This window comes from bacterium (assembly GCA_040757115.1).
Taxonomy (GTDB): Bacteria; UBA9089; CG2-30-40-21; order CG2-30-40-21; family SBAY01; genus JBFLXS01.
Map to the genome: position 1 here is coordinate 1 of JBFLYA010000039.1, position 24086 is coordinate 24086.

Sequence of the window (24086 nt, forward strand, 5' to 3'; positions counted from 1 at the left end):
TGTGGAAAACAACAAATTTCCATAAATTTCTATTAGTTTCTATTAATTTCAATTTTTTTAATAATATCTCCCTATCTCCTTAATCTCCACATCTCCTTTTGTTACACCACCTGAACGCTTACAATATTCCTAAACAAAAATATTGATTTTAAGGAAAGATTAAAGGGGAGGGCAAAGAGATATGGGTAGGATTTAAGGATGGGAGGTGTAATTATTACATAATCTCTCTAATCCTACTTCTGATGCGGGGTTAGAACAGGTCCGACCCTCGAAAGGTTAAAAAGGAGAGGTTTAAATTCAAAGAGGGAGGCAGTTTTGCAGTTTTTAGAAAATTCACCCCTCCAAAAACTACCCTTTCCTAAAAAACGACTTTTTCAACACCCTCAAAAAAAATACTTGACATATTGTCGGATATAATGTATAAATAATAGTAGATGTTCAGGGTGGGGTGTGAAGACTTTTTCAACACTCTCTTTTTACGGTTAAAATATAAAGTATACCTTGTACCTGCCCAATCTTGCAAAGAAAGGTGGTGAAAAAACATCCTCCAAAATTTATTGCCGGGCAATCGTATAAGGGAAAAAAAGTGTAAGCAAAGGGGATAAGGAGATAGAGGAGAGGAGGAGATATTTTTTAAAATCAATCTCCATATCTCCAATATCACCACATCTCCATTTTTACACAGACAAAAACTAAAAAGGAGGAAGTAAAAAAATGAAAAAGACAATAATTTCAGTGATGTTGTTAGTTGGGCTAATTATCAACCCTACATCTGCCTTTACAGCACAAATTTACAGTGCAGATGCTATTCTTACTCCAGCTGCTGGTAACCTTATGGGTGGTTTAGGGTGTTTTGTAGGTGGTGAGGTTCCGGGTCAATATGATTGGACAATAGGTAATTGTGTACCGGGTGGGACTCCAACAGATGATATGGTGTTTTCAACCAATGATGCAACTGGTTGGAAGGAACGGATGCGGATTACCAAGGAAGGCAACGTCGGCATCGGGATAACCGGGCCAGGAGCGTCGCTTGATGTGAGAAGCGGTAGTATTCACACAGCGGGGCATTTAAATTTCACCGATTCGGCTGGCACACTTTATACTGATAACTGGATTGGGATGGCGAATAATATAGATGGAGACTCAAAATGGCTACATATAGGTGGGATAACAGGCACAAAAACAGGCGAGGCTACTGCTTATCGAAGAATTGCTTTATACGCTGATAGAACATATTTCCCAGGCAACGTCGGCATCGGGACGACGGAGCCGAATTACAAATTAGATGTCGAAGGTTATGTTCAAGCACATGGATACTATACTGGTGATATTACCTTCCAAAAGGATGGAAAAGCGCTGTGGAGAATGTTTGAAGATGAAGAGGGGTTGTACTTAGAAAGCCTTAAAACTGGTAAGGTTTACAGATTTGTGTTGCAAGAGGTAGTTGACAAGTAGTAGGAATTAGTAATTATCAGCAAAACTGGTGGTAATCTCAGAATTCAGGTCTCGAATTTTGGTGGTGTCTGAAAATAACTCTAATAGTGAAATCTATGCAGATTTGGTGTAAAAAAGGGGATAAGGAGATAAAGGGAGAGATGGAGATTATTCATTGTAATTTGCAAAATTTTAGAATGAATTTATCTCCTTATCTCCATAATCCCCATATCTCCTTTTCTTACACTATTTCAACCTTTATGCTAGATTAAGACACCACCGAATTTTGGCAGCATCCCTAAATTCGCAAACTTTCTACAGGACTTTTTTCAACAGAAATTCGAGACATGAAAAGGAGGGCAAGAAATGAACGAATGGGTTATTGCACTTGTCACTATTTTTGGAACCGTAGCATCGGTATCAGGAGTGGTGGCATATGTATTCAATGGAACCAGAACATTAGTCCGAGAAATGCATGCAACAACTAAAGAAATACATGCAACACTTGTAGAAATTCACAAGGAAGGTGAACAGCGACATCAGGAAGTTATGGAAACCTTAAAACATCAGCATCAGGATCACCAGGACATAGTGGAATTGTTAAAGAGAGGTTTTGGCATAGCGGCAACATAAGGGATAATATTTTAGGGACGCTGTCCCCAAACCCCTGTTGGCGGATTGCAATCCCCCAGTCCCCCTTTATACTGTCTGCCAGAGAAGCTTATTTGGTTGTTCTACAAGGTACAAGGTATAGCAGTTATTATTCAAAACTTTACTTAGAATTAAATACTCGTAACTACTCGTAGTGAATTAACAAGTTATGCGTGAACCATTACTACACTATGTCAAATTAGGGCTATAACTCTCTATATTTTTAGACAATTATGTCCATTTGGCTTGCCTTCCTCTATTTCTTATGATAAAATGGAAAAAAATAGAATATGAAAATTCTACCTCATCCTTCATTTAATGTCCCATAGGGACAACATATAGCACTTATTAATCGAAATTTGACCAGATATGGCTATGAAATTCCAAATCACAAATTCCAAATTCCAAACAAATTCAAATGACCAAAATTCAAAACATTACCCCCCCATAGTTTGGTATTTAGTACTTGAAATTTGGTGCTTATTTGGGATTTGGTGCTTGGGATTTGGGATTTTTTACTTATCCACCCTGAGTAAAATTTTGACTAATAACTGCTATATCGGTAAATGGCTTTCCATAAACTTTCTACCAATATATCGTTCCTACGGAACTGATTGATTTGTCTATCTATTCCTACCGATATTATGTTCCTAACGGAACGATTATTCTCATGCCTTATTTATGGGTATTATCCTATGTAAACTTTCAGTTAATAACCGCTATAGGCAGGTCTCTCAAGCCTTCATTCTTCTGCAATTTCTGCCTGCTTTAGTCTGAGGTCTGATGTCTATAGTCTACTGTCTGAATCACAGTTAACATATTTTCCCCTTGACTTTCGTCTGATTTTGTAGTATTCTATCTAATATGAAGATTATATTTATATCCTGGGCGCCGTATTGTAGTCGGAGTGATAATATTGCTAAAAAATTAGGTGGTAAATCATATCTTGTATATTATGGAATGTTGGGGAGTAATTACTGGACAATATTTTTTAAATATTTATTTCAATTTATAAAAACCTATAAAATATTTTTAAAAGAGCGGCCAGATATTATTCTAACAATGAGTCCACCTATATTTGCCGCATTACCAGCGTATTTCTGGACAAGATTTAACCCAGCAGGTTTTATTATTGATGCCCATACCGGGGCGATAATTGATAAAAGGTTGGGAAGAAGGGCATTATTTTTACACAAGTTCCTTTCTAAATATGCCATAACGACGATTGTGACCAATGAGCATTTAAAATCTATAATAAACTCATGGAATTGTCACGCCACAATTATAAGTGATGTTCCAGTAGAATTTAAAAACAGTGCCCCACTTAAATTAAAACCAGGATTTACTATTACATTAATCAACAGTTTTGCCATTGATGAGCCAATTGAGACATTTTTAGCCGCGGCAGAAAGGTTATCTAAGATAAATTTTTATGTCACAGGCGATTTAAACGATGCCAGAAGAAATAAAAAAACGATTACTCCTGCCCCTCCAAATGTCCTATTTACTGATTTTTTACCCAATGATGAATATACGGGTTTGCTTAAAGCATCAGATGCGGTTATGGTTATTACGCTTGATGACCATACAATGCAGAGAGGCGGCTATGAAGCAGTCTCTCTACAAAAACCATTAATTATCTCAAATTGGGAGATACTCAGAAAAACCTTTTATAAAGGGGCAGTATTTATTGATAATACGAGTGAGGGTATTGAAAAAGGGATATTAAAAATGAAAGAAAATATTGAAAAATACAAGGTAGAGGTAATTGAATTAAAAAAAGATAGAGCACAAATCTGGAATAACGCTCAGCAAAGGCTTGAATTACTTATGTCAGAATATTTGGAGAAACGGACATGCCCACAAGGAGTGGGCACAAAGGGGGATGAAAATTGAGCATAGAGATTAGAGATTAGCAAAAGAGTGCAAGTTCTAATTTACTAATTCTCTAATTCTCTAATTAACTATTTTCAGAAGAAAAGGGAAAATGGGAATATTAATTAAAGAGGCGGATTTAGACAAGGATAAAGATATTTTAATCCAGACATTGAACGAAAATAGAAGAATCCCTTTAGACGAAGAGAGATATGTCTGGCTATATAAAAAAAATCCTTACGGAAATGCAAAGGTATGGTTGGTTATTGATGAAGACTCAGGAGAGGTCGCTGGTTTCACCTGTGCCTTACCAAGAGCTGTCAAGGTAGAAAATCAAGAGGTGATTTGCTGGAACTGTGGAGACTTCTCGATAAATAAAAAATATAGAACTCTTGGTGTGGCGATTAAATTAAGAAAAGCGGCAAAAGAATGTGTGGATAAAGGAATCGTCCCGTTTTTATATGCCCATCCTAATGATAAAATGCTGGTAGTTCACCTTAAAGTAGGTCATACTGTTATTGGCAAAATGTTTCGTTATGCAAAATTATTAAAGCTTAATGCTAAGATTGAGGAGAGATGGGGTAAAAATTTTCGTTGGGTAAGTAAAATTATTAATCCAATGATGAAATGGACAGGCACGGAAATATTTAGAAAAAGGATATACGAATTTACTATCACCACGGATAGATTTGGAGATGAATTTAATTCCTTTTTTGATGAAGTAAAAGGAAATTATCCCGTAATTGGCGTCCGAAGTGCAAAGTATCTAAATTGGCGATTCCGTGAACATCCATTGTATAATGTCGAAACTATTATATTGAAAAAAAATACCTCCATCGTCGGCTATCTTATCTTTATAACCGAAGCCGGTATTGTGCATATCAAAGACTTCCTTTACCTTAACGAGGAAGCAGGAATGGAACTTTTAAGTAATTTAATCATAGAATTAAGAAAAAGAGAGGTCTATTCTATTTCTGCCGGGCTACTTAACACAAATCCATTCATTAATATACTGAAGAAGTTTGGTTTTTCATTACGGCCAGATTCATCTTCAGTCATTGTGCATCCGAATTCTTCCTTTGAATTTGCTGATTTAGTTCTGGATGGAAGTAAATGGTTTATGACAGTTGGGGATAGGGATGTATGAAACATTTCTCGGTGGTGTCTGAAAATAACTCTAATAGTGAAATCTATGCAGATTTGGTGTCCAAAAGGGATTTCCTCCAAAGAGCAAAATGCAAAAAGCAAATATAAAAATTACATATCAAAATGTAAAATTATCTCTTTCCTTTCAGCGTTAAAATACTTGAAGCAAAGATATTACCAAATTCCTCCAACTCTTTGAGAAACCCTGCTACTTCCTCTTTGAAATTTGATTTGTAATTTTGCATTTTGATATTTAATATTTAATATTTGATATTTAATATTTATTTGTTGTCTCTCCCAAATCCTATTTTGCAGAATCCTATACACTATTTTAACCTTTATGCTAGATTAAGACATCACTCATTTTTCCTGCTTACCAGTTCATCCACATACAACAACCATCCTTCAAGCGTTTTATCTGGATAAATCTTTGAGAGTAATCTCAAATAGGTATTTACTTGTTTCTGGTGTTGTGCTGATTGGGGTTCACCGGATTTAAACTCAATTACCACCACTTTATCTTGCCAGACCAGAAGCCGATCTACTCGATACTGTTGACCACTTTCATCGACTATCTCCTTTTCGCAATAGATACTAATATCCGGTGCAAGCATAAACCATTTTCGCATCTCTTCTCTTTTAAAAAAATCTCTCAAGATAGGAATTATCTCCTGTTTATCTTGACTTAAAGTGCCAAACCTGTTCTCAATTTCTTCCTCCCATTGTTCCGATAGCCTTTCTATCCCCGCGAGAAACTCGTGAATAAATATTCCTCTCTCTTTAGCCTTTTTACGGCCAGTATCCCGCAATTCATCGATATTTATCTTTGGACGATAAAGTTTATCTTGCCATTCATTGACCTGGGGAGGATAGATATGACTTTTTCTCTGCTCTAAAGTTTTTGGAGTTTGAATAAGAGGTGAGCCAATCTCAAGGCGGGGTTCAAGAATTGGCACAGGTAACTTTTTATGACCTTTGAATTTCGGAAGAAAGATATAAAGTTCATCAATAGCACGGGTCAATGCCACATAAAATATATTTAGCCCTTCTATCAATTGGGCGGTGAATTCTCTCTCGTAAAGTTCCCTTAGTTTTGCAGATGCCTCTCGATATTTTTCAACAATACGATAAGGTATAATTCCCTCACCATCCTTTTCATAAATCTCATTAATTGTTGATTTTTCCAGATATGCAAATGGATAAATGACTACTGGAAATCCAAGCCCTTTTGCCTTATGGATGGTCATTACCCGAATGGCGTTGGCATAGCCGGGTAAAACCACCTGAAAGTCCTTTTTCTCCTCTTCATCTTTGTTCCAGCGGGCAAGAAACGACTTAAGGCTATTTTCCCCTTCTACCTCAGTGTTTTTCAACACCTCAAGCAATTGAAAAAAGAATCCTTCTTCATTTGGAAATTCCTGAAACACATTATACCCTTTCAAGATTTTGCTGACTAAATCATAAGGCGGCAGAAAGCCAACCATCTGAAAATAGTTTTCTAAATGCGACTCCCATACCTCCGGGAATTCATCGCGGAAAAGGGTGTAAAGAGCCTTTCTTTTTATTCGATTTTTAAGAAGAAAGGAATAAATCGTGAAATGAGTAAGCCCACTTGCCTTGAGGAAAATATCCCCTTGCAAAAAGCCTGCAAATGAAAGATTGTCAATGGGTGAGTTCAGGAATTTTAAGAAACAGACTATTTCCTGAATCAAGTGGTGTGAAGAAATGTCAAGGGTCATTTCTGAAGCCACGGCAATCCCTGCACCAGTTAAAACCCTGGTAACCCATGATGCCTCATCATTCGTTCTAACAAGAATGGTAACTTCCCCTGGAGAAAATCTATGGATTATTTTGTTCTGAATGACATCAACAAGATACTGTTCAATTTTCGGATATAATTCATCTTTATCCAATGGTTCATCTATCGACTCTATTCGGACATATCCACCTCTAAATTTCTCTTTTGATTTCTGTTGGCTATGGAGATAAGTTTCAAAGGGAATGGAGAGTTTTACCTCTTCTGCCCAATGGCTTAGATTTTCCTGGCAAAAGGTATTATTGACAAATTCAACGATATTCTCCCGACTTCGGTAGTTTATCTCCGGGAATTCTTCTTTAATTTTCTCTTTCTCTACGCTTGGGAAATTTGCTTTTGCCTCATCAAAAAGGGCACTTTCTCCCCCTCTGAAGCCAAAGATAGCCTGTTTTTTATCACCAACATAGAAAAGCGAACCTGTCTTTGAAAGTGCCTCTTCGATAAGCGGAAATAAGGTTTGCCACTGGCTTCGACTCGTATCCTGAAATTCATCTATAAAGAAATGTGCAATACGGTCACCGAGATGAAAATAAACTTCTGGAACAGCCCCTTCGTTTTCAAGGAATGTGTTCAACAGGATGTTCAGGTCTTCGATGAAGATGATTTGCATGTGTTTTTTAAAGGAATCAACACCTTCATCAAAATGGCTAATAATATCAATGAATGGGGCAAAACGGCAGTGCGCGGTCATTTCGGCAAGGGAAGATATACCCTGCCGAATCTCCTGCCATATCTTCTGATGGGAAGGGGTAATAATTGAACCTTTGTTACAAATCTCATTCACAGCATCCTTTAGAAACATTTTACTTTCCCAGGGTTGATAGTGAGCATCATTTCTGAAATTGTCAACGGCTCTCTTAAAGTGTGTATTAAACATTACCTTTTCCTTGCCCATTTCACAAAATCCTTCCACATCTTTGATAAGATTCGTTCGTAGTTTTTTTATATCTTCGCTTGTGCAAACTCTTTTTACCTTGAGTCCTTTTAGAACCTCCAGTTTTCTTAGACTACTGATATTTGTAAGGATTTCGTTCTTTATATTCCAGGTAATCCTTGAATTGATATGCAGAAGTTCATCGACAAAATTAAGGAAGATAGCCTCGAGGGGGGAATTATGATATACCTGAGAGAGAAGTTCATCAAGGGCAAAATTGAATGCCTGGGATGAGCTCATTTCTATTTCAAAATGTGGTGGAATCCCCAATTCAAGGGCAGAGGCAGTAGTTACTGATGTCAGAAAAGAGTCAATGGTTTGCACCTTAAAATCTGAATAATTATCAAGTAGTTCATTCAGTTTTTTTTCAGCTAATTCTTTGTTTTTAGAATCACCGAGAGCCATTTTCTTAAGGTCAAAAATGATTCTTTCCTTCATCTCACCAGCGGCTTTGTTGGTAAAGGTAATAGCCAGGATGTTGCGGGCAGAGGTTTTTATCTCTGGCGAAATGAGAAACTTTATATAGCGTTCAGACAGGGTCATAGTTTTCCCCGCACCTGCTGAAGCAGATATAACCAGAATATGTGGAAATTCCATATATTTAAAGTATAGCCCTAGTGCTCTGTCGCTACTCAATTGATGTGCTCCCTTGGCCTAATCATTACCCACATCTTTTAGTGGACAGATTAGATAGAAATTCCAAATTCCAAGCACCAAATTCCAAATAAATTCCAAATTCCAAACACTAAATTCCAAAGTTTATATTACAACGATGGAAATTCATTTAGACTTTTCGTAACTATTCACCACGAAGAGCACGAAGGGCAGGGAGATGTTACAGAACAAATCTCTTTATGCCTTCTTTCAATCTTTCCACATTGAAATTTATCAATAGACCAACCTTGATATTTGCCAATTTCATATATGTCAATATTTGAACTTCATGAATTCGATAATTCATCAAATTTCACTTCGTGCTCTCCGTGCCCTTCGTGGCGAATAGTTACCTTTATTCTCATCTTAAAATCTTTCGAGCCCAAAGACTCATTTGCCTCAATATAGTTTGCTCCAACTGAACCCGAAGCCCTAATTATTTGCTTTAGATATTCGATATTAGTAATAGTTTTAGGTAGTTTCTTACAGAATAAAGCAACCTCTTGAGCAAATTGATAAGTTCTTTCTTCTAAATCATATTGTTTGGAATTTTGAATTTTGGTCATTGGAATTTATTTGTATTTTGGAATTTGTGATTTGGAATTTTGCCACTCACTCCGCTCTCCTGCAATCTCTAATCTCCCGTTTATAGTTTATCCTTGCTTACCTCATCTTGTTACCCAACTTGTGGGTAAGGATTAGACCCCCGCCAGCGGGGGACAACGGCCAATCAATCACTTGAATAGCGACAGAGCACTAGAATAGATAAACTTCTTTATTTCTTAGTGTTTTCGTGGCTGAGTAGTTACAATTCCTGAGCATAAATTCAAAATAATTTGATGTATTTCTTCAACACTTTTTTGTCGGTTGATTATTTTCACCCTTGCCGATTCTTGTTTGCTGATTTCAAGGTAACCCTGTCGGACTCGTTGATGGAAGTCAAGTGCCTCTTGTTCAATTCTATCTCCCAGACCTGCCGTAGATAAAGTTTTAGCCATTTCCAATCCTTCTTGCGGGTCAACATCCAGAACAAAGGTTAAATCTGGCTTAATCTCCTGGGTAACCACAGCGTTAAGTTTTTGAATCAAATCTTTATTTAGCCCTCGACCATAACCCTGATAGGCCATCGTAGCGTCAATAAAGCGGTCACAGATAACTATTTTACCTGCCGCTAATGCTGGTTTTATTACCTCCTCGATATGTTGAGCTCTGGCAGATAAATATAGAAATAACTCAGTTAAAGCCGACATATTGGAATTCTCCGGGTCTAACAATATCTGCCTTATCTTATCACTAATCTTAGTTCCACCGGGCTCATAGGTATGAATTACTTCAAACCCTTTTTCTCGCAATGCCTTTGTAAGTAATTCTGACTGGGTAGTCTTTCCACTACCCTCAGTGCCTTCAAAGGTAATGAACATACTGAGACGATTCATTTTTATCATTTTACTCTAATTTTTTTTGGATTTTATCGACCTGCATGACCTTTTGCCGCACCATCTATAATGGTGTTGCTCAGATATAGCAATTAGCAATCGACTTTTTAACCAGGCTCGAGCTATATTTAAACAACACATTCATTCGTAGTGGTATATTATACCCAAATAAATTGAGTTTGCAAATATTTTGCTCTAAAAAGGGAGCAAGGATTTGAGGGGTCAAGGATTCAAGGGAGGTGAAAAATAAGGTGTTCACTCGCCCCCTGGATCCCTTGACTCCTTGAATCCTTTCAAGAAAGTTTTTGCAAACCTGTTTTCTTTGAGTATAATTATTCGGCATTAACCTCTTCTTCTGTAGAATACCCCAAAAAGTAATATTAACCACCTAAAATTATACAAAATTTACTATTTTTTGTCAATGTTTTTATTGACAAGTTGAGATAATAGTGATAAAATACAGAAAAACTGTATAATCACTTGTTAGACTAAAAGAGATTAAACCACGAAAGGCAGAGAGAACACGAAGTGAAATTTGATGAAATATCTAATAAAGTTAGCAAATATTAAAGTTGGCTTGTTGATAAATTTTAATGTAGAAAGGTTGAAAGAAGGCATAAAAAGATTTGTCTTGTCCAATCTTCGTGACCTTCGTGCTCTTCGTGGTAAAAGAACAGTCTAACAAAACAATGAACCTGACAGAGCAGATTATTTTATCGTTGGGCGGGCTACATGAAAGGGTCTAACATGCAAGACTATGAGCGCCAAGTCAAACTCAAGTTCAAGTTGCTTGCCACTTTCTACGATTTGTCCGATATACCCTTCCTATTGAACGGAAAGGGGAATCCTAGACGCGCCCTGGCACGGAAGATACCTAACGAGACTTTGCGTATCTTGGATGTATGCGTCGGAAGTGCAAACAGTGCGATAGCCGTCGCGGAAGCCAATGACCAAAACGAGATTATCGGGGTAGACTTATCCCCTGATATGATTGCTGTGGCTGAAAGCAAAATTCGGAGACGTGGCATACAGAATATCTTCATTCACCAAATGGACGCAACTAAGATGACGTTCCAAGATGGCGAATTTGATATTGCTATGATTTCGTTTGGGTTACATGAATTGGATTATGACCTGATGATAGACATACTGAAAGAGATGTGCCGTGTACTCAAAGAATCAGGTAAACTGTATCTCGTTGACTACGAGCGAGAAGATGGTCTCCTGAAGAATCTTGTGCTCTCCATTCATTTGAAGATTTTTGAGCCAAGCCATATGCCGCAGTTTCTCAAGTATGATTGGGTTGAGATACTGCAAAGCATAGGATTTCAAGTCACCGAGACAGAGAAGTACCTGTTCTCTAAACTGATTTGCGCTGTCAAGCAATCCAATGCGGAACTCACCGCCGCCCAACAAGCGGTTGCAGCCGACCGCCTTCGGCGCGGGTAAGCGTGGCGCACTTTGCCAGCAATCGTTCTGGTTAGCGTGGCGAATCTCGCCATAGTCGGCGGCGGCTGAACCGCAGGCCGTTAGACAAAAACAACTTTGGAGATTATCTATGATTTCTGAAAAAACAATTAAAAAAGCAATAGAACGATTGATAGAGGTAGCAAAGCCACAAAAGATATACCTATTTGGCTCTTATGCGCGTGGTGATGCTCGAGAACAATCTGATTTAGACTTTTTGATTGTTGAACAAACGATAAAAAGTCAACGAAAGGAAATGGTTTATCTCCATGATGCAATTCGTTCAATGTGTATTCCTGTAGACATTATACCTGTAAGCGAAGCTACTTTTAATGAATGGTCCAATGTGCCAGGTACTGTCATCCATAAAGCCAGAACTGAAGGACGATTATGCTATGAAAAATCGTAAACTTGCAGAACGGTTTCTGAGGCTTGAACCAAAAGGTAAGTGGGAAGCCATTAACTGGCAGAAAGTAAACACTGAAGTAAGAAGGCTGCAAATGCGTATTGCAAAGGCAGAGCGGGAAGGGAAATATTTACTTTTCCATGGTTTGAGCAATCAACTAAGATATTTGGTTATACTGCCGGGTTTTAGTAATAGAACCATACAGATGCTTGAGCCGTGTGCGGGGAAACTCGCTCGCACGATTCTTAGGGGGAAAGTGAGGCGAGAGCCTCGCGCTCTACCCGATTCCCCAGCTTCACATTGGGTTCTTGCCATGCAATGTCCTCCACTATGAGGTGAAATATGTGGAATTATCGAGTTGTACGGAAAAAACATATTTGCGTTGATTCAACAGATAATAAAGAAAGAGTGGACTACACATATGCCATACATGAGGCATACTACGACAAAGAAAGATATGTTGGAGCTATCACCAACGATCCAGTTGAGCCTTTCGGAGAGAATATCGAAGAGTTACGGCATTCATGGGTAATGATGGCAGAGGCATTCGGTCAGCCAATCCTTGACTATGACAATATTCCTGAGCCGGGATACGAGAGAAAAGAAGACTCCATGGGTTCTGCACTTGATGAAAGACTCAAAGAACTGGAAACTGGTAGCACTAAGCTAATTCCATGGGAGCAGGTAAAGAGGGACTTAGAAGAAAAATATGGGCAGTTTGACGAAGAGGGTATAGAAAATGGGTAGAAGAAGATAGGATAGAGAAAGAGAGGATACACACCGAAGCCTTTGTTGGCACACCGACAATAGAGGAAACTTATCAACAAAATTTATTCCGATTATCGTGAATATATACAACGAGATAAGACTGAAAACCCCTGGAAATATACAAAGGATGATTAACGAAAGGTTAAATAGGTAGCAAAAAATGGGCATGTTTAATTCAATATATGCTGATCTCTTGTGTCCTGATAAACAGGAGATAAGCAAAGATACGGAAATTCAAATTAAGTGGCAGAAACCAGAATCTCGTAGCCTCAATATTTATCATTTGGGTGACATATTGGAAGAGATTGAAAATGAATATAATAATAATTGGATTCGGAGGGACTACATTTGTAATACTTGCTCAAAACATACAAAAGGCTATAAAGGTAGACCATATATTAAAGTTGATGACCAAAAAAGGCATTATGTTTTTATTAGAATTGAAAAAGCCAGAATTTGTGATATTCTTACTGAAGAAGAATTCAGACAAAAGGGGATAAAGGAATTTGTTGACTATTGGTAAGATATAAAGCAGAAAGTCAGAGTCGGACATTGAAAGATGAGAGGAAAAATGAAACCAGAAAAGACGATAACTATCATGGCAGATTTTGGATTCGGTCCGTATGCGTGGCTTAAGGACGCTTCGGATGAAACAGATTATGTTGGTTTAAACATTGCAAATCGTGAAACTGGTATGACTGAATTTGATATCTCAAAACAGCTTGAAACAGATTTTGCCGAATGGATTACCCGCTTCGAACGACACGCACTGAACAACAGTGACTTCCCATGGGAATTGTTTCATCAAGATGGTCTGCTTCTTGCCAAAAGGCTCAAACAAGAAGTTGGAAATGTGGCTAATGTTGTGTATGTAAAACCAACGGAAGACCCTAATCACCAGGTCGAGGAGAAAACATGGATTGAATGAAGGAAGAAAAAGGAAAAAAGAGGAAAAGGGGAGAAAGGGAAGACTAATGTCACATTTTGAGTGAGTATTGACAAGAGGTATGGCTTAAGGCAATTTATCAGGAAAGTTTCGCTGAAGGGTTAGCAAAATCGAGGGGGCTTTTAGCCTCTTTGACAGTTGAACTTTTGATTGTATGGGTATAAATCATGGTTGTTCGGACATCACTATGTCCCAGCAACTCCTGAATAGTTCTGATATCGTAATTGGCTTGTAAGAGATGTGTGGCAAAGCTATGGCGGAAGGTATGGGCTGAAACCCGCTTCATAATCTTCACCTTTCTGACCGCCTGTTTAATTGCTCTGTGCACATGAGTCTCATATAGATGATATCTCTTTAATTCCTTTGAATCAAGAACAAAGGTCAACATTTTAGATGGAAAAAAACACTGCCAGATTAATTCCTTCCCACAATCCTTATATTTCTTTTCGAGCAAGCCAGTTATAAATGCGCCTGCGTAGCCTGCCTTGAGGTCATTCTGGTGCAACTCCTTCACTTTTTCGAGATGAACCTTTAATTGAGGTATAATTGTCTGTGGTAAAGGCACGGTTCTATCTTTTTGTCCTTTACCGTCGTGGACTGTGAGGATACCGGCATCAAAATTGAAATTGTGAAGCCGAAGATTCAGGCACTCAAACAAGCGTAAGCCACAGCCATACAACAACTTTACCACAAGGTCATAAGGATATGAAAGATGGGTAAAAATTGCTTCTATTTCCTCTCTGGACAAAACAACTGGTATATAGCGTCTTCTCTTTGCTCTAACATTATCCCGATGGTCGCCAAAATCCTTTTTTAGGACATGCCTGAATAAAAAAAGGAGTGCATTAAATGCCTGATTCTGGGTAGAAGCCGAGACATTCTGCTTGACAGCTAAATATTTAAGAAATTCTTGGACATCCTGGGAAGAAAGTGACAGAGGGGATTTGTTTTTGGTAAAAGTGTAGAACCTTCTCAACCACATTACATATACCCTTAATGTTTTCGGAGAATAGTGTCTTATTTTTATTTCAGCCAGCAAATTTGTGTAAATTTTCTTCCATTCTGAGGTTGAATCATTCTTCTGGATGGATTCTTCCTGAACCTGTGGTAAGGAAGATGATATTGAAATCCTTTCTACCATCTTCAAACTCGGCTGTCCATTTACATCTAAATTCATTTTGTTCTTATCCACTGGATTAACATTGGTCTCCAATACTTCGTAATAAAGATATACGGAATGAGCCGCTTGTTTTTGCTGTATTTGTGTCTGGTGTTTTTCCTGTAATTTCTTTATAAACTGAGCAAGATTTTCCCTATTTGAATATTCAAGGTTATATTTATGGCAAAAGTCAAAATAATACCTCAGCCATTTTTTATAATTGGTCTGCTCAGAAATAGGGATTGACTTTTTAGTCAGTATTGAGCTATAGTGGGCAAATACTTCTATTGGGATATTAATCATGCAGAATTCACTCCTTTCTTGATATCATATCAAAAGTAATGTTATCTTGTTAGATTATACAAAATTAAGTAAGATTTGTCAAATTTTTTCTTGACTTTTCTGATGGGTTTGTGATAAAATATAACAAAAGTGTATAATAACTTGTTAGACAGAGAGATATATTTCCAAGTTTGGTCAGTATATAAACGAGGTGCACGAAGTTACGTCATAAAAATACCACTTTGATTTGAGGAGGTAGTTTATGAATTCGATAATAATAACCGCCCTAAGTGCTCAGATAACTGCCATTTTGGTAGTCATATTTAGTACATTCTTTGCCAAAAGAAAAGAGACGCAGACAGGACGATCTAAATTCTTCGAATCACTGGATAAAAAGTTCGATATAGGATTTGTTAAAGATCGATCGGATATTGAAATACTCAAAAGTGCAATTGAGAGAGAAGCGGGTGCTGTTTACTCATTAGCTCCCCTACTTGAGGACTATCTTGTTCATCTCACTCACAAAGGTACTCAAGAATCAACTGATACTACTTTATCTGAGCGGTATCAAATAATTAAAGAAATAATTGTTCAGGAAAATGCAGACAAACCCTTTGCAGATGTTCCAGAAGAAGAAAGGCAGTTATTAATAAGAATACGAGACGGGACCCAACATAATGACAAAGAATCTATCTTATTCAATCTAAACGAATTAAGTTCCGTTATCTCGGTACGAACCAAAGATTATGAAAGAACCATGAAAACAAATAGATGGGCAGTGCCTCTTGCTGTAATTGGTTTACTTGCCTCAATTGTCTTTGGTGCATTTAGCTTGTTGAAATAATGCCCTATCTAACCAATCGCTGCACCTGACCCTCGCTTCACTCGGGCAGGTGAGCTTTATCGTTATGTGGGAAGAATATGATAAATTGATTGGGGGAAACAAATGAAAGAAAAGAATGTATGGTGCAAAATAATAGAAGCGGTTACTGCTCCACTTGGTTTTTTTGTTCTCGCTCTTTTGATTGTTGAATCTTTCTTGGCTATTGTCCTTACAGGTGGCAAACTAGAAAAAAACGATCAAATGATAGGCATTTACATTGGTATCGCTTTGTTCGTCTTTGTTACAATTCTTGTTTTTATATTAGTTTGGCACAAACCGAAAAATTTAACCTTTGATAAGGAGTCACACTTAATCGACCAAGGGAAGGCTCCCTTCGGAACAGACTCTACAACAGTTCTAAATAGGGACAAACTGTTGCCTACAGAAGCAAATGGAAAAGGAGGCAACTCATGAAAGCATACACAATAAATTATGATTTAAAAGCTCCTGATAGAAATTATGATGGTCTTTACGAAGCAATTAAAAAATCACCAAAATGGTGGCATTATTTAGAATCTACCTGGATTATTATTACAAATGAAACACCTAATCAAATATGGCAACGTATAGAGCCTTTTGTTGATAAAAATGATTATTTATTGATTATAGAAGTCCGAGATAATGTGCAAGGATGGCTACCTAAGGATGCATGGGATTGGATTCATACAAATGTACCTAGATAAAAGCACATAACCAATCGCTGCACCTGACCGCCAACAGTGTAGCGGTTTTGCAAAGTTCTGTGCCCTATTAAAGTTTAGTGGTTTTACAAAGTTTTGTGTCCATCCTGTTGGCGGCAGGTGAGCTCAATCGTTAGCTGCCATCACCCTATCAAGTGGAGAAGGAGAAGGGAGAAAGAATAGTGGCAGAAGGAACACCAGAGCCAGTATCTGCCACCGATACAGGCCAGTTTTGAAAAAAATGCTATCCGCTAAAGGTTGAGAAGATTTGAGAGGGAATGGTATAATATAAATTTATGAAGAAGAGCATAGACCATCTTTCTTTCAGAAAACAGAGGGAATTAGAGACTGTCGTCAGGGTCATTCGTAATGTAGTAAGGGTAGAGATGATTGTCTTATTTGGAAGCTATGCCAGGGGAGACTTTGTTGACTATGACTTTCGATACGATGCTGAAGAAGGACATTTCACCAGTTATGAAAGTGATTTTGACATTATGGTCATTGTCCAGGAAGAAAAGATAGCGGAAGATTTTAGGATTTGGGGAAGAATTGAAAATCAACTTAGACACAAAATCCCTACACCCGTAAAGCTCGTTACCGAAGATATTGAGCATGTCAATGAACAACTTTCAGTGGGCAGATACTTTTATGCTGAGGTCAAGAAAGAAGGCATACTCCTTTATGATTCAAAACGCTTTCAACTTGCAAGGGCAAGGAAGCTCACTCCAGGAATAAAAAAGGCACTGGCAGAGGAGGATTATAAGCTTTGGTTTCCAAAGGCAAAGGAGTTTTTTGTGAATTTCGAATTTAACTTTGAGAAAGGCTGGAATAATTTAGCTGCCTTTAACCTTCACCAAACCACAGAGTCTCTATACAGTGGTGCTTCCCTTGTCCTTACCAGCTACAAACCGAAGACGCACGATCTGGAAAAACTAACAAAGCGTATGGAAAAAATTGACTTGGATTTTAAAAAGATTTTCCCCCGAGAACAAGCTGAAGAAAAGCGCCTCTTTGAGCTTCTTAGGAAGGCCTATGTTGATGCAAGATACAAGAAATCATATAAGATTACCAAATCTGAACTGGAATACTTAGCGGAAAGGGTAAAGAAACTGCGTAGATTAGCCTTAAGAAAGAGCAGAGAGAAGATTAAAGAGTTTGAATTAAGCCCCTGATCTGCAATATCAAGTTGACTAAACCCTTTATTTGTAGGATAATTTAGCCAATACAACTTTCCTTACAGCAATATAAAGCTGCCAATAGGCAGTATAATCCTAGGTTAGCTAATATAAAAGAAACACAACGGGAGGTGGTAATATGGCAGTTACTATTCCATTAGATCAAATGACTACAGCAGAGAAACTTCTATCAATGGAGAATATATGGGATGATTTATGCCGAAGGGCAGATGAAATCTCTTCTCCGCCCTGGCATGGGGAGGTTCTCCAGCAGAGGGAAGAAAAAGTAAAGAAAGGGGTAGAGGAATTTACTGATTGGGAGAATGCCAAAGGGAAAATAAAAGAGTCTGTTTCATGAAAATCAAAATTCTTGAATCGGCATCCCAGGATTTAATCGAAGGCTACTGGTTCTACGAAAAACAGCAAGAAGGTCTCGGTAGTTACTTTCTTGATACATTGTTTTCGGATATTGATTCACTACAGATTTATGCTGGCATTCATCCCATATATTTTGAACGATATTATCGTTCACTATCTAAACGTTTCCCATTTGCTATTTATTATCGTATTGAGCAAAGAACAGTAGTGGTATATGCAGTACTTGATTGTCGTCGAAATCCAGCATGGATAAAAGACAGATTAAAATAAGAAGCTAACCAATCGCTGCACCTGACCGCCAACAATCTGTAGTTTTTCAAAGTTCTGTGCCCTATCAAAGTTTAGCGGAGATATGAGCGGGAGATATGAGGGTCAAACCGTGAATGTGGAATGCACAATAATTCGGTGAGGCAGAGGAAAAGGAAAAGACAGCGAATCAGAGCTTTTGTCTAACCCTGCGTTGCAGTTGACGGCGGGGGACTGTGCCGTGGTCAGAGTTTTGTGGTCTCTCAAAGTTTTATCTTGCTATCGAACTTTTGTGGTAATCCTCCCCGCCGCACCTGAACTTTATCGTTAGACTAATAAAAATAATCACACAGAGACACAAAGTCACAAAGGAATTGAATAAAACAATAAACCTTTGTGTTCTTTGTGGCTTTGTGTGAGAAAATAAAAAGGAGATATTTTAGGGGCAACCGTGAATGTGGAATGCACAATAATTCGGTGAGGCAGAGGAAAAGGAAAAGACAGCGAATCAAAGCTTTTGTCTAACCCTGCGTTGCAGTTGACGGCGGGGGACTGTGCCGTGGTCAGAGTTTTGTAGTCTCTCAAAGTTTTATCTTGCTATCAAACTTTTGTGGTAATTCTCCCCGCCGCACCTGAACTTTATCGTTAGCCCGCTGCAAAGAAACAGACTCGGAACGTAAGTGGTGAAGAAGTATCCTGGAGCAGAAATAGCGAAGAAGTGGCTTGGAAGAGGAGCAGCGAAGAAGTAGTGTGGAGAGGAAATGACAAAGAAATGAATTCCTAACAAAACAATGAACCTGACAGAGCAGGTTATTTTATCGTTAGACTAATAAAAATAATCACACAGAGACACAAAGTCACAAAGGAATTGAATAAAACAATAAACCTTTGTGTTCTTTGTGGCTTTGTGTGAGAAAATAAAAAGGAGATATTTTACGGTCAAACCGTGAATGTGGAATGCACAATAATTCGGTGAGGCAGAGGAAAAGGAAAAGACAGCGAATCAAAGCTTTTGTCTAACCCTGCGTTGCAGTTGACGGCGGGGGACTGTGCCGTGGTCAGAGTTTTGTGGTCTCTCAAAGTTTTATCTTGCTATCAAACTTTTGTGGTAATTCTCCCCGCCGCAGCTGAACTCTATCGTTAGACGCCATTTGTGGCAAAAAAGAAAATTTAAAAAAAGAATTGTCTCATTTTTATTAAATTAGGATTTGCAGTATTTGTGTTGATGGTGTTATTACCCAACATGTTTGAGAACTGTTAAAGTTAATTAAAAGGAGAAATAAAAAAATGGTACATTTGAGAAAGTGGAATTATTTAATCTATGTCTTTTTGATTTGTTTAACTTTCTTTATTACTAACTACTTATTAATAAACGATGCATCTGCACAAGATTCGAAAAATAAAAGCTATGGAGAAAATAATAGTTTAAGCGAGCAGATTATCTTGCTGAAAGAACGTCAAGATTTATTAATTGAAGCGACCCAAAAAGATCTTCAACGCGTATATTATGTCTTCGCAGGTGTTGCTGCAATTTTTACAATTTTAACAATAATTTTCGGATCCCGACAAATAATTACCGAAAGTCGAAGGCAAAAAGTTGAAGGGAAATATTTTGTCGAAATGCAATCAGTTATGAACTCATTTCGTGATAATATTTCTACTATAAACTCGCTAATTTCAACTCTTAAGCAAACCTTTGATTTTCAGGGAGAAATTCAAAAAAGACTTTTAGATGTGGATAAAAGCTTAAAGGATTTGCGGGTGTTCAAAGAGAAAGAAGAATTAGGATACCGTTCACAGGTTGACGCTATGAATGCTCGCTCTGCGCAGTTATTTATTGAAAGTAAAATACACACTGGGGATAGAGAAAGTTTCAAACGTGAAGAAAATAAAGCTAAAATTCATTCATTATCAGCACACTTTGATACCCTTAAAACTACTGGTGAGATTACTGACTTAGCTAGCCCAGTATCTCTTTTTATGCGAGCTTTAGGGCATTTTAATGAAATTGAATATGAGGAAGCCTTGGCAGTTTTAAAACAGGCACGTGATTCAGCAAAAGCTCAATTAAGTTCACCACTATCACAGTATGGTACTTGGGATGTTGATGAAATAAGAGAAAAACTTACTATACTTATAAATGAATCGCATTATCACCTTGGAATAATATATTATAATCTTGGAAGATATGAGGAATCTCGAAACGAATTTAAATCTGCTTTTGAAAGAAATCAACTAGATTTTAGATCACGAATATATATTCCAGAGTTAATGTTTTTTGATATGGGGATAGATCCATCTGTAACTGAAGCAGAGTTTCGTTTAGTTGAGGTTGAATTAAATAATATAACTTTAGAAAATAGAAAGCGTATGTCTTCCCCCTGGGATAAACAATTTGCTTCATTGAAAATGCGACAAGGTGGTTTTTATCTACCTAAATTGATCAAATTAGAATCAAGAATTATGTGGCGAAGATATGAAGATATAGAAAAAGCCATAGAATGTTTTTGGCAAGCCAAAGAACATGATTCTGAGTCTATGTTCATTAGCTTTTGTTTAGCACAAAGTATGCATATTATAGGACGTTCTGCACTTTGGCGCGATCAAACTCCTGAAACTTTATTTCGGGAAGTATTCCATCGTTTTAGAGATGATGCTATCTTAAAAACTGAACCAATTCTTTTATGCTTACTTTATTATTGTGCAGCAATCAGTTGTTGGCTTGGAAATATACAAAAGGAAAATCCAAGATTGTATTTGAACCAAGCACGTCAATATTTGCAACGTATTCCAAAAGGAATAAGAGTATTCTCTCCTATAAATAAGATCAACTTAAGCCGTGAAGATATATTAAAAGAAATGCAACAAATGGAAGAATTATTATAAAGGGAGGTCTATATGAAAAAATTTCCTTTACAAAAAATTAAAGCATCAGATGGGTGTGTAATTTATTTTCCATCTCGAAAGTCTAATAAAATTATTTTTGGAGCAGATTGGACGAGAAGGAGGTTTAGAGAAGAATGGATTCAAATAAGACTCAGCCATATTGAGGATGAAGTGCATTTTGAGGGGAATAATGCTCTCACTATGGGAGATGTACTTCAAGCAGAATTGGTTGCTAAAATTATCACTCGAATATCAGATGAAGATTTGGAGGGATCCATTCCTAAAATAATAGAGAAATTTCGTTGTTCTACAACAACAGATTTAAATGTTATACTTGGCAATGCATTTTTCCAACCGAAGATTTCTGAACTTTTTAAAGAATCTTTATTTACCGTTATAAGAAAAGCATCGTACAAAAGGCTTCTTACTGACACTACCCATAGAGATATCCTTCAACAGGAGCTAATCGAAAGTATTACTCCGGTTCTTAATGCATCAGGATTTCGTTTAATAGACTGCTCTATAAAACGTTTTATCCCTCTCAATCCGGGTGTAGCAGGAGTTGAGAAAGAAATTGTTGAAAAATGGATAGAATGGGAGAAACAAGAAGCTCTTCTTGAAGCTGAGAAGGAATTCCTCAAAAGTGAAATTGAAGAAGAAAAGCGTAGAAAAGCAGCCATCGCTAGAGAAAAAACTGACAGAGACTTTCGAGAAATTGAACTAAGAGAGTTGGAGAGTAAAAAATTATTTGAGGAAGAAAAGAGTAAAATTGAAATTAAGGAGGCTTGTAATAGAAAAGAAAAAGAGAGACAAATAGCAAAAATTAACGAAGAAATCAAAGAGATACATCGTAAATATCAAGAGACTGAAATTGCTTTTAAAAACAAGATTGAAGAAGATGAAATTGATAGAAAAAATAAGATTGAGGAAGAAGAGGTTACATTCAAAAATAAAATGGAACAATCAAAACTTAACCACGAAGCTGACATACGTAAGAAACAGATAAATGCCTTATCAGAAGAATTGAGACAATACAAATTGAAAGAGCAAATTACAGAAATAGCAACAAAAGTAAAAAGACTTGAGGGACTTTTGGAGGCAGAACTTTTAGAAGCAAAAATTAAAGCTCAAGGAACGAGTCAAAGAGAATTACTGGAGGCAGAATCTAAGATATGGAAGGATATCTTAGGACAACTTTCTCCTATATTAGAGAAATCCCCTGTTGAAAAAATTGGACCAACTACATTGATTCAGTTTGCAACTAATGAGGAGGTATCTAAAGGTTTAAATTGGACTTCATTAGCATATTGGCCTTTAATTAAAGATTTTATTTCCATTATCTCCCAACATCTTTCTAAGGTAAAACCAACAGAAAGTGGACAGGAATAAAATAACTTTTTGGGAAAGAGAGATGGGACGGTTCTTTTTTGCCACAAACAGCATATAACCCAGCACAGATGAAATTGCTTCACAACTTCGTCTGTGCTGGGAACGTTGGAATAATAATTACACAAAAACAATGAGGTCATAAGGAACAATGAATGAAAACGAATAAATCCGGTGAACGGTTTGCGGTTAGCGGTAAGTGATAATCGAACGATGACAACTGACCATCCAATACCGATAACCGCTTTCGTAGGTGAACATATTTTGTCTCTTTATGATGTTGTGTGAGAAAAGAAAGAAGGATTCTAACAAGTCGTTGCAGCGGACGGCGGGGACTCTGCCGAGATTGAAAATTTTGTGGTATCTCAAGGAGTAATCATGTTTACAAAGTTTGGTGGTAATTCTCCCCGCCGCACCTGAACTTTATCGTTAGGCTATAGGAATGAAATTTTTGGAGGAGGATACAATGAAAGGTAGTATCGAAGCAATCTATGAACACGGAGTTTTTAACCCATTGAAAGAAATTACCTTACCGGAGAAACAGCACGTTCAACTCGTTGTTAAGGTAATTACACAAGAGACAAGAAATGAAATATTGGAGTTGGCATCACAAGTCTATAATGGACTATCAAATCAAGATATAGATGATGTTGAAAAAATAGCCTTGAATCGTCGTGAGTTTTTCAAGGAGAAGGAGACTTAATGACTCTTTTACAGGTAGTATTGGATACTGATATTCTTTCAGCAATTATGCGAAAAAATCCCATTGTGATTCCAAAGGCACAGAGATACCTGGCGGCACATAGACGGTTTACGATTTCTATTATCACTCGATATGAAATATTACGGGGGCTGAAGGCGAAAGGTGCAACTATGCAAGAAATAACATTTGATCATTTCTGTGCAAGGAATCTCATATTACCACTCAGCGATAAAGTCATAGTCAAAGCAGCAGAAATTTATGCCACATTGCATCAAAAAGGAGTTTTAATTAGTGATGCTGATATCCTGATTGCAGCTTCTGCATTAGTACATAGATTGGGAATAGCAACAAATAATGAAGAACATTTTAGACGGATTGCGGGTCTTCAAGTAGAAAACTGGTTTAAGGGAACAATTTCAGATGTTGAAAGCTAAATAGTTTTCTGAAGAGGTAGTTTAAAATTTAGACAACTATAACAAAAATATGACAACATAAAGAGCCTAACCATTCACTGCACCTGACTGCGGGGGGCTGGGTCTCTTTTCAAAGTTTTGTGGTTGACCAAAGTTTATCCTCTTCATAAAGTTTAGTGGTAATCATCTCCCCGCAGCAGGTGAGCTCAGTCGTTAGACTAATAAAAATAATCACACAGAGACACAAAGTCACAAAGGAATTGAATAAAACAATAAACCTTTGTGTTCTTTGTGGCTTTGTGTGAGAAAATAAAAAGGAGATATTTTAGGGTCAAACCGTGAATGTGGAATGCACAATAATT

25 protein-coding genes and 2 pseudogenes are annotated in these 24086 nt (G+C 37.3%); 22 read left to right on the top strand and 5 right to left on the bottom strand.

Annotated features, from left to right (window positions below; translation table 11 throughout):
- Positions 1-714 precede the first annotated feature (714 nt).
- From AB1422_05055 to AB1422_05075, 5 genes are all read left to right on the top strand, one after another.
- Positions 715-1455, top strand: coding sequence for a hypothetical protein (locus tag AB1422_05055; GenBank protein MEW6618703.1), 741 nt, complete (start codon positions 715-717; stop codon positions 1453-1455).
- A 95-nt stretch (positions 1456-1550) separates the two neighbouring features.
- Positions 1551-1706 (top strand): hypothetical protein, encoded by a 156-nt coding sequence (locus AB1422_05060; GenBank protein MEW6618704.1) that lies wholly within the window; start codon positions 1551-1553, stop codon positions 1704-1706.
- Between the two features lie 94 nt (positions 1707-1800).
- Positions 1801-2067 (top strand): hypothetical protein, encoded by a 267-nt coding sequence (locus AB1422_05065; GenBank protein MEW6618705.1) that lies wholly within the window; start codon positions 1801-1803, stop codon positions 2065-2067.
- Positions 2068-2949: 882 nt separating this feature from the next.
- Entirely contained in the window at positions 2950-3981 is a 1032-nt protein-coding gene (locus AB1422_05070) for a hypothetical protein (protein MEW6618706.1), read from the top strand.
- Between the two features lie 91 nt (positions 3982-4072).
- Positions 4073-5107, top strand: coding sequence for a hypothetical protein (locus AB1422_05075; GenBank protein ID MEW6618707.1), 1035 nt, complete (start codon positions 4073-4075; stop codon positions 5105-5107).
- Between the two features lie 355 nt (positions 5108-5462).
- Here AB1422_05075 and AB1422_05080 read toward each other — a convergent pair whose 3' ends face one another.
- The 4 genes and pseudogenes from AB1422_05080 to tmk form a co-directional block, all read right to left on the bottom strand.
- Complete coding sequence (locus tag AB1422_05080; protein ID MEW6618708.1) at positions 5463-8453, bottom strand: UvrD-helicase domain-containing protein; 2991 nt, start codon at positions 8451-8453, stop codon at positions 5463-5465.
- A gap of 238 nt (positions 8454-8691) precedes the next feature.
- Positions 8692-8805: pseudogene (locus AB1422_05085) on the bottom strand (GxxExxY protein).
- On the bottom strand, positions 8798-9076 hold the full coding sequence (locus tag AB1422_05090; GenBank protein MEW6618709.1) for a four helix bundle protein: 279 nt from the start codon (positions 9074-9076) through the stop codon (positions 8798-8800). Before AB1422_05090 ends, AB1422_05085 begins: the two are co-directional and overlap by 8 nt.
- A gap of 216 nt (positions 9077-9292) precedes the next feature.
- The gene (gene tmk / locus AB1422_05095; protein ID MEW6618710.1) at positions 9293-9946 is read right to left on the bottom strand and encodes a dTMP kinase; all 654 of its coding nucleotides are present in this window, start codon (positions 9944-9946) and stop codon (positions 9293-9295) included.
- Between the two features lie 535 nt (positions 9947-10481).
- On the opposite strand from tmk, the pseudogene AB1422_05100 reads away from it, so the two are divergent.
- The 7 genes and pseudogenes from AB1422_05100 (at position 10482) to AB1422_05130 (ending at position 13515) form a co-directional block, all read left to right on the top strand.
- A pseudogene (locus AB1422_05100) lies at positions 10482-10628 on the top strand (GxxExxY protein).
- Positions 10629-10693: 65 nt separating this feature from the next.
- Entirely contained in the window at positions 10694-11395 is a 702-nt protein-coding gene (locus AB1422_05105; GenBank protein MEW6618711.1) for a methyltransferase domain-containing protein, read from the top strand.
- Positions 11396-11504: 109 nt separating this feature from the next.
- On the top strand, positions 11505-11822 hold the full coding sequence (locus AB1422_05110) for a nucleotidyltransferase domain-containing protein (GenBank protein MEW6618712.1): 318 nt from the start codon (positions 11505-11507) through the stop codon (positions 11820-11822).
- Positions 11809-12153: a reverse transcriptase N-terminal domain-containing protein gene (locus tag AB1422_05115; protein MEW6618713.1), complete on the top strand. Its 345-nt coding sequence runs from the start codon at positions 11809-11811 to the stop codon at positions 12151-12153. The genes AB1422_05110 and AB1422_05115 overlap by 14 nt, the downstream gene beginning before the upstream one ends.
- Positions 12154-12161: 8 nt before the next feature.
- Positions 12162-12566 carry a hypothetical protein gene (locus AB1422_05120; GenBank protein MEW6618714.1) on the top strand — a complete coding sequence of 135 codons (405 nt, stop codon included), beginning with the start codon at positions 12162-12164 and terminating at the stop codon, positions 12564-12566.
- Positions 12567-12753: 187 nt separating this feature from the next.
- Entirely contained in the window at positions 12754-13110 is a 357-nt protein-coding gene (locus AB1422_05125; protein ID MEW6618715.1) for a hypothetical protein, read from the top strand.
- A gap of 48 nt (positions 13111-13158) precedes the next feature.
- Positions 13159-13515 (top strand): hypothetical protein, encoded by a 357-nt coding sequence (locus AB1422_05130; GenBank protein ID MEW6618716.1) that lies wholly within the window; start codon positions 13159-13161, stop codon positions 13513-13515.
- A gap of 97 nt (positions 13516-13612) precedes the next feature.
- Here AB1422_05130 and AB1422_05135 read toward each other — a convergent pair whose 3' ends face one another.
- Positions 13613-14995: an integron integrase gene (locus AB1422_05135; protein MEW6618717.1), complete on the bottom strand. Its 1383-nt coding sequence runs from the start codon at positions 14993-14995 to the stop codon at positions 13613-13615.
- Between the two features lie 241 nt (positions 14996-15236).
- Here AB1422_05135 and AB1422_05140 point away from each other — a divergent pair, with 241 nt between their 5' ends.
- The 10 genes from AB1422_05140 to AB1422_05185 all read left to right on the top strand — a co-directional run bounded on the left by AB1422_05140 (position 15237) and on the right by AB1422_05185 (position 23745).
- Positions 15237-15818, top strand: coding sequence for a hypothetical protein (locus tag AB1422_05140; protein ID MEW6618718.1), 582 nt, complete (start codon positions 15237-15239; stop codon positions 15816-15818).
- Positions 15819-15920: 102 nt separating this feature from the next.
- Complete coding sequence (locus tag AB1422_05145; GenBank protein ID MEW6618719.1) at positions 15921-16271, top strand: hypothetical protein; 351 nt, start codon at positions 15921-15923, stop codon at positions 16269-16271.
- Positions 16268-16540: a hypothetical protein gene (locus AB1422_05150; GenBank protein MEW6618720.1), complete on the top strand. Its 273-nt coding sequence runs from the start codon at positions 16268-16270 to the stop codon at positions 16538-16540. The genes AB1422_05145 and AB1422_05150 overlap by 4 nt, the downstream gene beginning before the upstream one ends.
- A gap of 293 nt (positions 16541-16833) precedes the next feature.
- Entirely contained in the window at positions 16834-17709 is an 876-nt protein-coding gene (locus AB1422_05155) for a HEPN domain-containing protein (protein MEW6618721.1), read from the top strand.
- Positions 17710-17851: 142 nt separating this feature from the next.
- Positions 17852-18070, top strand: coding sequence for an addiction module protein (locus tag AB1422_05160; protein ID MEW6618722.1), 219 nt, complete (start codon positions 17852-17854; stop codon positions 18068-18070).
- A complete protein-coding gene (locus AB1422_05165) occupies positions 18067-18360 on the top strand; it encodes a type II toxin-antitoxin system RelE/ParE family toxin (GenBank protein ID MEW6618723.1) in 294 nt (97 codons plus the stop codon). The genes AB1422_05160 and AB1422_05165 overlap by 4 nt, the downstream gene beginning before the upstream one ends.
- Before the next feature lie 1263 nt (positions 18361-19623).
- Positions 19624-21222: a tetratricopeptide repeat protein gene (locus AB1422_05170; GenBank protein ID MEW6618724.1), complete on the top strand. Its 1599-nt coding sequence runs from the start codon at positions 19624-19626 to the stop codon at positions 21220-21222.
- 12 nt (positions 21223-21234) lie between these two features.
- A complete protein-coding gene (locus tag AB1422_05175; protein MEW6618725.1) occupies positions 21235-22611 on the top strand; it encodes a hypothetical protein in 1377 nt (458 codons plus the stop codon).
- Between the two features lie 463 nt (positions 22612-23074).
- A complete protein-coding gene (locus AB1422_05180; GenBank protein ID MEW6618726.1) occupies positions 23075-23311 on the top strand; it encodes an antitoxin family protein in 237 nt (78 codons plus the stop codon).
- Complete coding sequence (locus AB1422_05185; GenBank protein ID MEW6618727.1) at positions 23311-23745, top strand: type II toxin-antitoxin system VapC family toxin; 435 nt, start codon at positions 23311-23313, stop codon at positions 23743-23745. The genes AB1422_05180 and AB1422_05185 overlap by 1 nt, the downstream gene beginning before the upstream one ends.
- The last annotated feature ends 341 nt before the right edge of the window (positions 23746-24086 follow it).